At 66.8% G+C, this 12,852-nt stretch carries 13 protein-coding genes; 9 read left to right on the forward strand and 4 right to left on the reverse strand.

Features of this window, described 5'->3' with window-relative positions; all coding sequences use genetic code 11:
- Window positions 1–19: 19 nt before the first annotated feature.
- From ACJ70B_RS04970 to ppsA, 3 genes are all read left to right on the forward strand, one after another.
- Entirely contained in the window at window positions 20–1,363 is a 1,344-nt protein-coding gene (locus ACJ70B_RS04970) for an alpha/beta fold hydrolase (protein ID WP_408959306.1), read from the forward strand.
- A gap of 80 nt (window positions 1,364–1,443) precedes the next feature.
- Window positions 1,444–2,343, forward strand: a complete 900-nt coding sequence (locus ACJ70B_RS04975; protein ID WP_408959307.1) for a PhzF family phenazine biosynthesis protein — start codon at window positions 1,444–1,446, stop codon at window positions 2,341–2,343.
- Window positions 2,344–2,523: 180 nt separating this feature from the next.
- Window positions 2,524–4,866, forward strand: coding sequence for a phosphoenolpyruvate synthase (ppsA, locus tag ACJ70B_RS04980; RefSeq protein ID WP_408959308.1), 2,343 nt, complete (start codon window positions 2,524–2,526; stop codon window positions 4,864–4,866).
- A 35-nt stretch (window positions 4,867–4,901) separates the two neighbouring features.
- Here the strand turns inward: ppsA and ACJ70B_RS04985 are convergent, their stop codons facing one another.
- Window positions 4,902–5,111 (reverse strand): hypothetical protein, encoded by a 210-nt coding sequence (locus ACJ70B_RS04985; protein ID WP_408959309.1) that lies wholly within the window; start codon window positions 5,109–5,111, stop codon window positions 4,902–4,904.
- Between the two features lie 78 nt (window positions 5,112–5,189).
- Between ACJ70B_RS04985 and ACJ70B_RS04990 the strand changes: the two genes are divergently transcribed.
- The gene (locus tag ACJ70B_RS04990; RefSeq protein ID WP_408959310.1) at window positions 5,190–5,828 is read left to right on the forward strand and encodes a DUF456 domain-containing protein; all 639 of its coding nucleotides are present in this window, start codon (window positions 5,190–5,192) and stop codon (window positions 5,826–5,828) included.
- 1 nt (window position 5,829) lies between these two features.
- Here the strand turns inward: ACJ70B_RS04990 and ACJ70B_RS04995 are convergent, their stop codons facing one another.
- Complete coding sequence (locus tag ACJ70B_RS04995; protein WP_408959311.1) at window positions 5,830–6,489, reverse strand: metalloregulator ArsR/SmtB family transcription factor; 660 nt, start codon at window positions 6,487–6,489, stop codon at window positions 5,830–5,832.
- Window positions 6,490–6,575: 86 nt separating this feature from the next.
- Window positions 6,576–7,409, reverse strand: a complete 834-nt coding sequence (locus ACJ70B_RS05000; protein ID WP_408959312.1) for a hypothetical protein — start codon at window positions 7,407–7,409, stop codon at window positions 6,576–6,578.
- Window positions 7,410–7,775: 366 nt separating this feature from the next.
- On the opposite strand from ACJ70B_RS05000, the gene ACJ70B_RS05005 reads away from it, so the two are divergent.
- Together ACJ70B_RS05005 and ACJ70B_RS05010 are read left to right on the forward strand one after the other, a co-directional pair.
- Window positions 7,776–8,168, forward strand: coding sequence for a DUF5802 family protein (locus ACJ70B_RS05005; protein ID WP_408959313.1), 393 nt, complete (start codon window positions 7,776–7,778; stop codon window positions 8,166–8,168).
- A gap of 29 nt (window positions 8,169–8,197) precedes the next feature.
- On the forward strand, window positions 8,198–9,130 hold the full coding sequence (locus ACJ70B_RS05010) for a Vms1/Ankzf1 family peptidyl-tRNA hydrolase (protein ID WP_408959314.1): 933 nt from the start codon (window positions 8,198–8,200) through the stop codon (window positions 9,128–9,130).
- A gap of 17 nt (window positions 9,131–9,147) precedes the next feature.
- Here ACJ70B_RS05010 and ACJ70B_RS05015 read toward each other — a convergent pair whose 3' ends face one another.
- A complete protein-coding gene (locus tag ACJ70B_RS05015; RefSeq protein ID WP_408959315.1) occupies window positions 9,148–9,342 on the reverse strand; it encodes a hypothetical protein in 195 nt (64 codons plus the stop codon).
- A 430-nt stretch (window positions 9,343–9,772) separates the two neighbouring features.
- Between ACJ70B_RS05015 and ACJ70B_RS05020 the strand changes: the two genes are divergently transcribed.
- From ACJ70B_RS05020 to ACJ70B_RS05030, 3 genes are all read left to right on the forward strand, one after another.
- On the forward strand, window positions 9,773–10,789 hold the full coding sequence (locus ACJ70B_RS05020) for a DUF1611 domain-containing protein (RefSeq protein WP_408959316.1): 1,017 nt from the start codon (window positions 9,773–9,775) through the stop codon (window positions 10,787–10,789).
- Complete coding sequence (locus ACJ70B_RS05025; protein WP_408959317.1) at window positions 10,786–11,838, forward strand: dipeptide epimerase; 1,053 nt, start codon at window positions 10,786–10,788, stop codon at window positions 11,836–11,838. Before ACJ70B_RS05020 ends, ACJ70B_RS05025 begins: the two co-directional genes overlap by 4 nt.
- 114 nt (window positions 11,839–11,952) lie before the next feature.
- A complete protein-coding gene (locus tag ACJ70B_RS05030) occupies window positions 11,953–12,828 on the forward strand; it encodes a hypothetical protein (RefSeq protein ID WP_408959318.1) in 876 nt (291 codons plus the stop codon).
- Window positions 12,829–12,852: the final 24 nt, after the last annotated feature.

The raw sequence follows: 12,852 nt of genomic DNA on the forward strand, positions 1-12,852 counted from the left end.
CGTGGAGGGTCCGACAACGATGGCACCCCGACGACGGACCGTACTCGCGGCGGTATCGACGGCGACGGCGTCAGTGATGGCCGGCTGTTCCAACCCACTCGCCGAGGAAACGAACAACGACGACGACGGCTCGAGTACCCCCACCGATGTCACGACAGCGCTGATCGACGACATTGCGAACGAGAACTTCGAGCGGGCGAGCAAGCGGTTCGCGAAATTGGAACGTAGCAGACGCGGTGATCCCGCCCGGCTCGAGCGGCTTTGGATGGGATACACGGCCGTCAGCGGCTCGTTCGAGGAGATCGCCAACTCGAAGAAAAAGACTGAAAGCGGTCATGAGGTGGTCGATCTGACGCTCTCGTTCGACCGCGGCGACCACGACTTCCGCGCCGTCGTCGACGGGAAGTCGCGACTCATCGGCTGTGGGATCGTCGACGACTACGCCCGACCGTCGTACGTCAAACCGAACGCGATCGCCGAGCAGGATGTGACGCTTTCGGTCGCGGACTGTTCGCTGCCGGGAACCGTCGCGACGCCGACCGACGATTCTGGGGACGTTCCCGGTGTCGTCCTCGTCCACGACGCCGGCGCGGGGACCAGAAACAACGACCGCGGCGGCACGAGGGCGTTCAAAGATCTGGCCGCGGGCCTCACCTCGAAGGGCGTCGCGACCCTGCGATACGACAAGCGCATCCCCACCTGTGAGGTCGAACCCGGCTCGTACACCCTCGATCGCGTCACCGTCGACGACGCGCTGGTCGCCGTCGAGCGACTGCGGACCGTCGACGGTGTCGACTCCGACCGAATCGTCGTCGTCGGCCACGGCCTCGGCGGCCGCGCGGCACCGCGGATCGCCGCCCGAGACGGCAATCTCGCCGGGCTCGTCGGCCTGGCCGCGCCGGCCCGACCGTACCACGACCTGACCCTCGAGCAACTCGAGCACAAAGTCTCGGTCGGCTCCCTCAAGTGGGACGACCTGGCGAGCGTCTACGACCAGTGGACGAATCAGATCGACCGGGTCCGGTCGGGCGACTACGAGCCGACGGCGACGCTCCTCGGAAAACCCGGCGCGTTCTGGGACAGCCTCGCGGCGTACGACCACCTCGAGACCGCGGCGGGACTCGACGCGCCGGCGTACTTCCTCCAGGGCGAACGCGACTTTCAGGTCACCGCGGCCGACGACCTCGAGCGGTGGCGCTCCGAACTCGAGGGAGGGTCCAAAACGGCGTTTGACACCTACAGCGGCCTTAATCACCTGTTCATGCCCGGCGAGGGGCCGTCGGTGGAGTTCGCCTACGCCGTTCAGAACAACGTGGCCGAGGGAGTCGTCGACGATCTCGCGGGCTGGATAACGGACCTGTAGCCGACCCGCCGTGACGGCCGCCGGGATCCGGACGGCCGCGGGACCGAGGATTGATACGCCGGTCGTCCGACCCACATCGTATGGAGACGATTCGGGTCTTGCAGGTCGACGCCTTCACCGACGAACCGCTGACTGGGAATCCGGCCGGCGTCGTCCCGAACGCAGACGGGCTCTCGAGCGACCAGATGCAGGCGATCGCCGACGAGATGGCCGTCAGCGAGACGGCGTTTCTCCGCTCGAGCGATGCCGCCGACCGTCGACTCCGCTATTTCACGCCCGATCAGGAGGTCGATCTCTGCGGCCACGCGACAATCGGGACGTTCGCACACCTCCGCGACGAGGGCCTCGAGCCGGGACCGACCGCACTCGAGACGAACGTCGGCGTCCTCGAGATCGAGGTCGAGGATGACGGCACGGTCTGGATGACCCAGGACGAGCCGACGATCAGCGAGGTCGACGTCGGTTACGACCGCGTCGCCGACGCGTTGGGCGTCGACGCGGCCGCGCTCGAGGGGGCGAGCGCCGACCTCCCGCTGGCCGTCTCTTCGACCGGGCTGTCGTTTCTGATCGTCCCGATCACGTACCTCTCGGACGTCGGCAGCGCCGAGCCGGATATGGCCGCGATCGAAGCGCTGGCCGACGACGTCGACGCGGCCGGCGTCTACCTCTGTACCTTCGACGCGCTCGAGGCCGACTCGACGCTGCACGGCCGCACGTTCGCGCCGGGAGCCGGCGTCCCGGAAGACCCCGTCACCGGCACCGCAAGCGGGGCCGTCGGCGCGTATCTCGATCACTTCGGCGCGTTCGACGACGATCTCCCCGACGAACTCCGCCTCGAGCAGGGCCACTACGTCGATCGGCCGGGACTGGTCCGCGTTCGCCTCGACGACGTGGTGCGGGTCGGCGGCCACGGCGTGACGGCGCTCGAGGGTTCGATCGTCGTCCCCGAGGACGACGAGGACGAGATCCTCGAAGCCTGACGGCTGATTCGCGCCGGTCGGGCGAGCGCATCGTCGTCCGATGACAGCGGTTCATCGATAGGAGCGATCGAACAGTCCGCCTGCTCCCTCGCGCGTTAGAAACTCATTCGGACGCGAGTTGCGACTTCGAGCGTCTGTTCGCAACCTTCTTTATTCGGTCCAGTGACCACGCACCTAGAGATGGCTGTACTCTGGCTGGACGAGATCAGTGCCGGCGACCTCGAGAAGGTCGGCGGCAAAGGCGCCTCTTTGGGCGAGTTAACGGGCGCTGGGCTGCCCGTCCCCCCGGGATTCGTCGTCACCGCCGGGACCTATCGATCGTTCATCGAAGAAGCCGAAATCGACGAGGAACTGTTCGCCGCCGTCGACGTCGACGTCGACGACTCGGCCGCCCTGGCCGACGCGGCCAACCGCGCACAGGAACTCATCCTCGAGACTCCATTCCCCGACGAGTTGCGCGACGAGATCCTCGCGAGCTACCGCGAGGTCGGCGACGGCGAAGCCTTCGTCGCGGTGCGCTCGTCGGCGACCGCCGAGGACCTCCCCGACGCCTCCTTCGCCGGCCAACAGGAGACGTTCCTCAACGTCACCGAGGAAGACCTCCTCGATCGCGTCCGCGAGTGCTGGGCCTCGCTGTTCACCCAGCGGGCGATCTACTACCGTCAGGAGCAGGGCTTCGACCACTCCGCCGTGAATATCGCGGTCGTCGTCCAGCAGATGGTCGACGCCGAGAAATCCGGCGTGATGTTCACGAGCCATCCCTCGACGGGCGATCCGACGATGATCATCGAGGCCGCCTGGGGACTGGGTGAAGCCGTCGTCTCCGGTGCCGTCTCCCCGGACAATTACGTCGTCGAGCGCGCCGATCGCTCGGTCGACGTCACCGTCGCCGAAAAGAAGGTGATGCACGAAAAGGACGAGGAGACCGGCCAGACCGTCGAGCGCGAAGTTCCCGAGGACAAGCGCACCGAACGCGTGATCTCCGACGACGAAATCGACGCGCTGATGGACTTAGGCGAACGCGTCGAGGACCACTACGACGAACCTCAGGACGTCGAGTGGGCCATCGTCGACGGAGCGGTCTACATGCTCCAGTCTCGGCCGATCACCACGATCGACGAAGGCGGAAACGACGCCGCCGAGGCGACCGGCAGCGTCGACGCCGCGAAGGGCCTAACCGACGGCAGCGGCGTCCAGACCGCCGACGGCGCCAACGGTGCCACGTCCGGCTCGAGCGGCTCGAGTTCGGGGGAGGTAATCGTCGACGGGTTGGGCTCGAGTCCGGGGACGGTCAGCGGGCCTGCGCGGATCGTTACCAAGCTCGACGATCTGGCGAAAGTCGGCGAGGGCGACATCATCGTCACCGAGATGACGATGCCCGATATGGTGCCCGCGATGAAACGCGCCTCGGGGATCATCACCGACGAGGGCGGGATGACCAGCCACGCCGCCATCGTCTCCCGAGAACTGGGCGTCCCCGCCATCGTCGGCACCACCAACGCCACGACCGTCTTGGAGGACGGCCAGGTCGTCACCCTCGACGGCGACAAAGGCGCCGTCCTTGAGGGAACCGAAGTCGAACCCGACGAGGAAACCGAACCCGTCGAGGAGGTCCGTCCGCAGTCGCCGGTCAAGCCGATGACCGCCACCGAGGTCAAGGTCAACGTCTCGATTCCCGAAGCCGCCGAACGTGCGGCTGCGACCGGCGCGGACGGCGTCGGCCTCCTGCGAACGGAGCACATGATCCTCTCGCTGAACCAGACGCCCGCCAACTACATCGAGGAGAACGGCGAGGACGCCTACATCACGGAACTCGTCGACGGCATCCGCGGCGTCGCTGACGAGTTCTATCCCCGCCCCGTCCGCGTGCGAACGCTGGACGCCCCCACCGACGAGTTCCGCCAGCTCGAGGGCGGTGCCGACGAACCCGAGGAACACAACCCGATGCTGGGCTACCGCGGCATCCGGCGCTCGCTCGACCGACCCGACGTCTTCGCCCACGAACTCGAGGCGTTCCGGCGGCTCTACGAGATGGGCTACGACAACGTCGAAATCATGCTCCCGCTGGTCAATGACGCCGAAGACGTCTATCGAGCGAAAGAGCTGATGAAAGAAGCCGGGATCGACCCCGAGAAACGCAAGTGGGGCGCAATGATCGAAACGCCGGCGGCCGCGCTCTCGGTCGAGGAGATGGCCCAGGCGGGCATCGACTTCGCCTCGTTCGGCACGAACGATCTCACCCAGTACACGCTCGCCGTGGATCGGAACAACGAGAACGTCGCCGGCCGCTTCGACGAACTCCACCCGGCGGTCCTGCGGCTGATCGGCGACGTCATTGAAACCTGCCGTGACCACGACGTCGACACGAGCATCTGTGGCCAGGCGGGTTCCAAGCCGGAGATGGTCCAGTTCCTGGTCAACGAGGGGATCGGCTCGATCTCCGCGAACATCGACGCCGTCCGCGACGTCCAGCACGAAGTCAAGCGCGTCGAACAGAAGCTCCTGCTCGACTCGGTTCGCTGACGGCGACGTCTCCGACGCGTCGATTGTTCTCGCTCTCACCACGCGTAGGCCTGCCCGGCGGACCAGAGGAAGACGATCCCGATCGCTACTGCGGCAAGCGCGATTCCGAGTCCGATAAGCCGCAGCGCGTCGGTCATCAGTTCCGGATACTCCGGCTGGGGCTCGAGGTTCGCTATGAGCACGTAGATGAACGCGCCGACCCCGACGGAGCACAGCCCGAACGTCGCCGTCGCAGCCCAGGTCATGGTTCCCGTGGAACGGCCGTCCCCGTATACGCTGCGGCCAGGGAAAGGTCCATGACAACGGGCAACCTTCGTTGACATATGGGCGACCGTTCGGACGAGGTGACCGAAAGCCGGAACCGGGACGGCCGCGGTACCGACGACCTCCTCGAGGAGACCGACCGGCTCCTCTCGGACTCCGGCGTCGGCGCGGGCGAAGCGTCCCCTGAGAACGCATCGGACCGGCCGAACTCGTCCGACGAGTTCGCCGGTCCGGATCTCGATACCGACCGCGAGCGCAAGGGGGACGCCAACCGCGGCCCCGACGCCGACGGCAGTTCGTCGCGGTTCGCGCCGTCGTCGCTGCTCTCATCAGTGACATCGCGACTCTCGCTCGGCCGGTACTTTTCGCCGAAGGCGTTCCTCGCGCTCGTCCTCGTCGTCGGTGCCGGTCTGCTGGCCGGTGATACCGTGTTGCCGATCGCCGGCCGCGTGATCGGGATGGGCGCGGTCGCGTTCCTCGTCGGCCTGATCACGTCGAAGCGCCGCTACCTCGAGGTGAGCGCCGCCGGCGTCTCGGTCGGCGGCGTCGCGGCGGTGTTGAACTACGCCGTTCTCATCGCGGCCGGCTCTGCCGGATCGGTGGTTGCGATCGGGGCGGCCGTCGGACTGCTCACGTCGCTCGTAGCCTACTACTTCGGTCGCGACCTGCGCAACGGGCTCTCGAGGGACATCGGCTGACTCAGCCGTTCGTCGTCAGCTCCCAGCCCCGCTCGGTTCGGCGGACGACGCCGTTGTCGGCCATCACCTCGAGCAAGTCGGCGACGACGTTTCGCGGGGCTTCGATATCGTCGCTGAGTTCGTCGACCGATTTCGGCTCCGAGCGGATGCTCGCGAGCAGGTCGGCGTAGATTCGGCTTTCCGAACCGGCACCGACGTTGTCCGAGATCTGCTCGAGGACGTTATAGAGCCGCCCCTGAACCCACCGCTGGGCCAGCGAGAGTTCGTTCTCGAGCCGTTCGAGATCCTCTAAGGCGGCAAGCAACTCGTCTAGATCGTCCGCGTCGTCCCACGCGACGTCGAGAGTGAGATGGCGACACGTCGTGATATCGAAGCTGTTGTTGGCCGGATACGCGCTCTTGCTCGCAAAGCCGTACGGCGAGACGGTGACCTCGAGCCGGACGTTTCGGGCGATATGAAAGTACTTCCGCCGCTGATCGTCGACGCGGCTCTCGATCAGCCCCGCCTCCTCGAGCTTTCGCAGGTGTTCGATGACGGCCTTGGGACTCACGCCGAGGTAGTCGGAAATTTCGGTGACGTAGCAGGGTTTACGAGCGAGCAGCCGAAGGATTCGCCTCCTGTTTTCGTTGCCAAGTAGATCCAACAACGCGGCAGAGTCCATCGGCGAGGGGTTAGTGACCGTCGCTGAAAAGCGTGTCTGCTCGCCGGGCACGACGTGTCAACGGCGACCGACTCGGACCCGACGAGTTAGTTTCCGGGACCGCCCGCGCCGGCTCCGGTCCCGCCGTTGCCATTTCCAGGGTCAGCGGGCGGCGTGCCCGGTGATCGGCCGTTCTGGCCGTTTCCCTGGTTACCGTTCTGGCCGTTTCCCTGGTTACCGTTCTGGCCGTTTCCCTGGTTACCGTTCTGGCCGTTTCCCTGGTTACCGTTCTGGCCGTTTCCCTGGTTACCGTTCTGGCCGTTTCCGGGCGTGCTACTCGGGGGCCCATGGGCGTCCGGCGGACCGGCACCGTCGGGCGGGCCGTTGCGTTTGGAGAGCCCGCGAGCGACCGCTGCAGCGCCGGGGCCGGCATTCGAAGCGGTGTTCTTCCGCATCGTCGCTGCGGTGTTGCGAAGTTCCGCGAGGCGGTCCTCGCTGACGCCGACCTCGGCGGCGCGGCGTTCGGTTCGCTCGATCGACCGCTCGAGGCTGGCGATTTCGACCGTCAGCTTCGCCATTCGAGCGCGGTACTCACCTCGCGAGAGTTTCTCGCTCTGGTTTCGGAGTTCGGCACGGTCGGCTTTCAGCCCGTCCAACTGGGCCTCGAGCGTCGCCGTTCGATCACGAACGACCTCGGCTCGACTCTCGTTGTCCGCCGTTTCGTAGGCGGCGTCGAACATGCCGGTTTCGACTGCGTTCTTGGTATCGGCTGCGCTCGCTTGCATCAGCGTCCCGACGGACGCGTTCGTCGTTGCCGTCTCGGACTGGCCGGTTTCAGCCGCGGTAAACGAACTCACGACTGCACCGCTTGCAAGCGGCGCGACCGTGAGGCCGACGACGGCGAGGGCCACGAGGACGGCAACCGACCGGGTGGTGGTCATTAGTTAGTTGTCCGACCGAATATACTAAAAAGACGGACCTTCGTTCGTACCGTTTAATCGTCCCAAGCAGTGGCTGAAATTCGTTTTGAGCGTTCAAGGCGTCCGCAATTCTCGTCACGACGGGTCGTCGACGCCGAAAAACCGCCTCGATTTCGGGCGATTGTTCGAACCGTTTCGTCCGGTTCTCGTCTCGTCAATCGCGGCCTACACACCGTCGAATCGCCGAAAAACCGGTCTGATGTCAGAGAGATTGCGCCGTCGGCCCGGAGGCCGAGCCGACGACGCCGCGGCGACCGGTCTGATAGCACGCCGGTTTAAACCTATCCGGAAACAGTTATGTTTGTTCGAACCGTGGTACTAATTAGCATGTTCGAGGTCTTTTCCCGAAGCTACTATCTCGGACGCCTCTACGTGACCCCGACCGACGGGAACCACCCAGTCATGCACGACGAACAACACGAGCGCATCAACGAGGAGGTGTACGCGACTGGCGACGGCCTCGAGCGCCTCGATACCCCGCTGGTCATGAAACTCGAGACCCGGCACTTCCCCGTCCACGGCGCGGCGGACGTGCCGACGAACACGCTCGCGCTGCCCGAATCGATGCTCGAGGGGACCGATGTTCGAAACCCGCCCTCGCTCCGAGAGGTGTTCCTCGCGCGTCGCGAGCGGGCGCGACAACTGCTCGCGTTCACCGGTGACTGGCGACCCGAACGCGACGGATCGCCCGACGACGGCCACCCTACCGCCGGAACCTAGAAGTAGGTTCGCTTCCCGTGTTCGGCCGGATGCTCGACGAGTTGCTCGGCCGCGCATCGCTCAAGGAACGAATCGACGACCTCGAGGAGGAAAACGACCGATTGCGCGAGCGCTACGAGGCCGAATCCGAGCGTCGGGCCGAGGCCGCCACCGCGCGACAGGACGCCGAAGAGCGAAGTAACCGGCTCGAGGACCGCATCGCCCAACTCGAGGGCGAACTCGAGCGGATCGACGAGGACGAGTCCGGGCTCGCCGTTCGCCGTCGCGACCACCTGCGCGGGGGTCGTCTCGAAGCGGTCCTCGACCGCCTCGAGTCGTTTCGGACCGACCCCGAAGGTGCGCTGACGGTCGCTGTCGACGACGATGGCCTCGCAGACTCCGTTCGGGCGGACCTGGCCGACGTCCTCGGCGACCGGACCGCGCTCGTCGATAACGCTGCGCCGTGTCTCTGTTGTGTCGACGACGCCGGGCTACTCGCGGTGACCCTCGAGCCGCCGGTCCGTTCCAACCGCGAGGCGACGTGGAACGATCGCTTCGCCCTCGAGCGCGAGTGGTTCCTGCCGACCGGCCGTCACGCGCTCGCGCTGGTTCGAACGGACCTGTTCGCACTCGGCGTCTACGATGACAACGAGCGCGTCGACTACCGCGGCTTCGAGAGCGACGTCAAAGGGAGCCACTCGAAGGGCGGCTTCTCACAGGCCCGATTCGAGCGGATTCGCGACGGACAGATCGACGACCACCTCGAGCGCTGCCGGGAGGCGCTGGCCGCGTACGAACGCGGCGGCGATCGGGCCGAAACGCCCCTCTATCTCGTCGGACAGCGCGGCGTCGTCGATACGCTCGTCGAGGAATCAGCGCTCGAGCCGGCCGCGACGACCGCCGTAGACGCGACCGGGGATCCGAAGCCGGCGCTCGAGGACGCCGTTCGCTCCTTCTGGACGACGGAACTGCAGGTGCTTTGACGGAGTCTCGGTCGTCGTTAGTACCCGTCGCCGTCGGCGAAACAGCGCCCGCAGCGGTTCGCGTCGGTGTCGCTGATCGCCCGTTCGACGGGCATCAGTCGGAGGTTCTCGTGTGCGACGTGAGAGGTCGCCCCGCAACTCGTCTGGAAGTCAGACCGACCGGCTTCGCGTTTGTGGATCTTGTTAGTCGTCTCGTTCAGGACACCATTCATGGTACTCGTTGACACGGCCTGTGTACATAAGTGCACTGCCCGTTGATCGGGGGCGACCGACCCGCATCGACCGTTCCGAAACGTGAAACCGAACCGCACAGGAAACCGAGCCGAAAGCGATTGTTACCGCTCTCGAAACGGTCGTCACGGGCGGCGGTTCGAGCGTGCTTGAGGCCGGCCTGATACGGGTTCGCACTCGAGGATGGGAATTCGATCGACGAAGATGGACGGTCGATCGAGTGTGTCCGCGTTCGAACTCGTCACGTGGAACGGGTGGCAACGACTCGAGACGGTTCTCGACGCTGGCGCTGCACAGCGCGGTTCTGCGGTCCCGCAGCACCCTCGAGCGCGACGAAAGCCCGACGACGGTGAGTCGGGATCGTCTCGCCGATGGCTCCACCGTTAAGTGACCGCTCGTCTATGTCTTGCTATGCGCGTCGCGATCCTCGCCCACGAGAAGTTCCCCGACCGGGCCAAGACCGCCCTCGGGGTCCTCCGATACGCAGACCACGACGTCGTCGCGGTCCTCGACAGGGACGCCGCCGGTCGGCGAGTCGCCGATTTCGTCTCCGACGTTCAGGACGCTCCGATCGTCGCCGACACGGCCGCCCTCGACCCCGACGCCGCCGACGCCCTCCTCGTCGGGATTGCGCCGATTGGCGGTGGCTTCGACGAGACGTGGCGCGACGACGTTCGAACGGCGCTCGAGTACGGCTGGGACGTCGTTTCCGGGCTCCACTACTTCCTCGGAGAAGACGAGGAGTTCGCCCGGCTGGCGGCCGAACACGGCTGCGAACTGCGAGACGTGCGGAACCCGCCCGACGATCTCACCGTCGCCGACGGCGTCGCCGGCGCGGTCGACGCCGAGGTGATCCTCACCGTCGGCACCGACTGCTCGGTCGGCAAGATGACGACGACGATGGAGCTGGCGCGGGCCGCCCGCGCTGCCGGCCGCGACGCCGCGGTGATCCCGACCGGACAGACCGGCATCCTCATCGAGGGCTGGGGGACGCCGATCGACCGCGTCGTCGGCGACTTTACCGCGGGAGCCGTCGAGGAGCTGATCACAGAGAAGGGCGACGACCACGACTATCTGTTCGTCGAAGGACAGGGCAGCATCGTCCACCCGGCGTACTCGCCGGTCACGCTGGGAATCCTCCACGGCTCGATGGCCGACGAACTCGTCCTCTGTCACGAGGCCGGCCGCGAGACGATTCACGGCTACGAGTCGTTCGCGCTGCCGTCGATCCCGACCTACGTCGATCTCTACGAGAGCATTGCCGCGCCGGTCGCGGAAAGCGAGGTCGTCGCCGGCACGATAAACACCGCCGGCCTCGAGGACGACGCAGCCCACACGGCGGTCGAGGAGTACGCCGACGCGCTCGGCGCGCCCGCGACCGACGTGTTGCGCTTTGGAACAGACGACGTCCTCGAGGCGCTCGGATGACCCTCGAGACGGCGTTTGAACGGCGCTCGCTGCCCCTCGAGTACCCCTTTGGGATCGCCCGCGGGACCACGACCGAGACCGACGCGGTGTTCGTCCGGATTGCGGACGGCGATGGAACGGTCGGTATCGGTGCCGCCGCGCCGTCTGCTCGCTACGGCGAGACCGCCGCCACGGTCGAAGCCGTCCTGCCCGACCTGCTCTCGGTCGTCGAGGAAGTCGGCGATCCCCACCGACTCGAGCGCATCGAGTGGCGCATGCACGAGACGGTCCGGCGGAACCCGAGCGCCCGCGCGGCGGTGGGTATCGCCCTGCACGACCTCGTCGCGAAGCGCTTCGACGTGCCGCTCTACCGGTGCTGGGGACTCGACCCCGACGAGACGCTCGAGACATCCTACACGATCGGGCTCGACGAGACGGAGACGATGCGCGCGAAGACCGAGACGGCCAGCGAACGCGGCTTCGGGACGCTGAAGGTCAAACTCGGGACCGACCGCGACCTCGAGATCGTCCGGGCGATCCGGTCGGTTGCGCCCGACGCGCGGCTGTTCGTCGACGCGAACGAGGCCTGGCGGCCCCGCGAGGCGGTCCGCAAGATCGACCGACTGGCCGCGTTCGACGTGACGTTCGTCGAACAACCGGTCCCCGCCGACGACCCCGAGGGGCTCGCGTTCGTCCACGAGCGGGCGGCGCTGCCGATCGCCGCCGATGAGTCCTGCCGAACGCTCGCGGACGTTCCGCGGGTCGCGGACCGCTGTGATATCGTGAACCTGAAACTGATGAAATGTGGCGGCCTCCGGGAAGCACGACGACTGATCAGCGCCGCGCGCGCCCACGGCCTCGCGGTGCTGTGTGGCTGTATGACCGAATCGAACGCCTCGATCGCAGCTGCCTGCCACCTCGCGCCGCTGCTGGACTACGCGGATCTCGACGGCTCGTTGCTGCTGGCCGACGATCCCGCCGACGGCGTCCCGATGCCCGGCGGGCGGATCGCGCTGTCGGACCTCGAGCGGCCGGGCACGGGAGCCGTCCTCGAGCCGGAGTTCGGCTGACGGCCTCTCCGCTCCGTCGGCGTCCGAGTCGCTGCTTCGCTCCGTCGGCGTCGGGGACTGTCCGGCTCATCGGCAACACGGTTTCATACCGGTGGCCGGTGTCGATCCGTTGGAATGCACGACGGGACCGACGATCCGAACGTCAGCCGACGAGCGCTGCTCCGAGCAGTTACGGGGACGGTCGCGCTGTCGACCGTCGGAACGGCACAGGCCGACGGTGACGGTGGGGGCCTCGACGTCGCCGGAGGGTTAGACGGGGGCTGCGAAGAGACGAGCCTCGAGCCCGCGATGACTCCCTGTTCGGGAACGACCGCGGCGGGCTGTACAGACGACCACCCGGCGACGGTGTCGATCCGAGCCGCCGTCAGCGAGCATCTCGAGCGCCAGTTTCCCGATGTCGGGACGCTTGTCGATGCGGGGTTCAAACCGTACTTCGACACGCTCGAGACGGGAGACGATAGCTGGTCGCACTGGCTCAGCCCGAGTTTTATCGGCGACGACGAGATTCTGAATCCCGAACGGCCGGAGTCGGTCCTCGTCGACAACGAGTCGTGGCGGTCGCTCGGCGTGATGTTCATCGCGACGCGCGGCGGTGAGGCCGTCGAGCCGCCGGCGGTGTACGACGAGGAGGACGGGGACCGGTGTGCGCCGTGGCACGCCCACACCGGCCTCCCGGGACGGTTCGCGTGGTGGTACTACCAGCAGGCCTACGAGGGGGAGTTCGGGGACGGACAACTCGACATCCCCTGTCGAACGCCCTGTATGCTCCACGTCTGGGCGGTCGACCACCCCGACGGTGTCTATGCACACGACGCGCCGCCGTCGGCCTACCGCGATCTGCCGCCGGCCGACGACCCCGGCTTCGAGACCGACGCCGTTCCCGGCGAGGACGACCTCGGCTGGGACGCGCTGCCGGACGACCTCGTCCCCGATCTGACGCCCAACGAGGTCGCACTCCCCGATCCGTTCGGGCTCGATCTATGGTCGTAACCTGGCCACACCGCGTGAGGGGTG

It is taken from the genome of Natrinema sp. 74, from assembly GCF_046097095.1.
Classification (GTDB): Archaea; Halobacteriota; Halobacteria; order Halobacteriales; family Natrialbaceae; genus Natrinema.

Bases quoted from the DNA above. Each gene is read 5' to 3' on its own strand.
- ACJ70B_RS04970 (WP_408959306.1), top strand. From the start codon at position 20: ATGGCACCCCGACGACGGACCGTACTCGCGGCGGTATCGACGGCGACG.
- ACJ70B_RS04975 (WP_408959307.1), top strand. From the start codon at position 1,444: ATGGAGACGATTCGGGTCTTGCAGGTCGACGCCTTCACCGACGAACCG.
- ppsA (WP_408959308.1), top strand. From the start codon at position 2,524: ATGGCTGTACTCTGGCTGGACGAGATCAGTGCCGGCGACCTCGAGAAG.
- ACJ70B_RS04985 (WP_408959309.1), bottom strand. From the start codon at position 5,111: ATGACCTGGGCTGCGACGGCGACGTTCGGGCTGTGCTCCGTCGGGGTC.
- ACJ70B_RS04990 (WP_408959310.1), top strand. From the start codon at position 5,190: ATGGGCGACCGTTCGGACGAGGTGACCGAAAGCCGGAACCGGGACGGC.
- ACJ70B_RS04995 (WP_408959311.1), bottom strand. From the start codon at position 6,489: ATGGACTCTGCCGCGTTGTTGGATCTACTTGGCAACGAAAACAGGAGG.
- ACJ70B_RS05000 (WP_408959312.1), bottom strand. From the start codon at position 7,409: ATGACCACCACCCGGTCGGTTGCCGTCCTCGTGGCCCTCGCCGTCGTC.
- ACJ70B_RS05005 (WP_408959313.1), top strand. From the start codon at position 7,776: ATGTTCGAGGTCTTTTCCCGAAGCTACTATCTCGGACGCCTCTACGTG.
- ACJ70B_RS05010 (WP_408959314.1), top strand. From the start codon at position 8,198: ATGCTCGACGAGTTGCTCGGCCGCGCATCGCTCAAGGAACGAATCGAC.
- ACJ70B_RS05015 (WP_408959315.1), bottom strand. From the start codon at position 9,342: ATGAATGGTGTCCTGAACGAGACGACTAACAAGATCCACAAACGCGAA.
- ACJ70B_RS05020 (WP_408959316.1), top strand. From the start codon at position 9,773: ATGCGCGTCGCGATCCTCGCCCACGAGAAGTTCCCCGACCGGGCCAAG.
- ACJ70B_RS05025 (WP_408959317.1), top strand. From the start codon at position 10,786: ATGACCCTCGAGACGGCGTTTGAACGGCGCTCGCTGCCCCTCGAGTAC.
- ACJ70B_RS05030 (WP_408959318.1), top strand. From the start codon at position 11,953: ATGCACGACGGGACCGACGATCCGAACGTCAGCCGACGAGCGCTGCTC.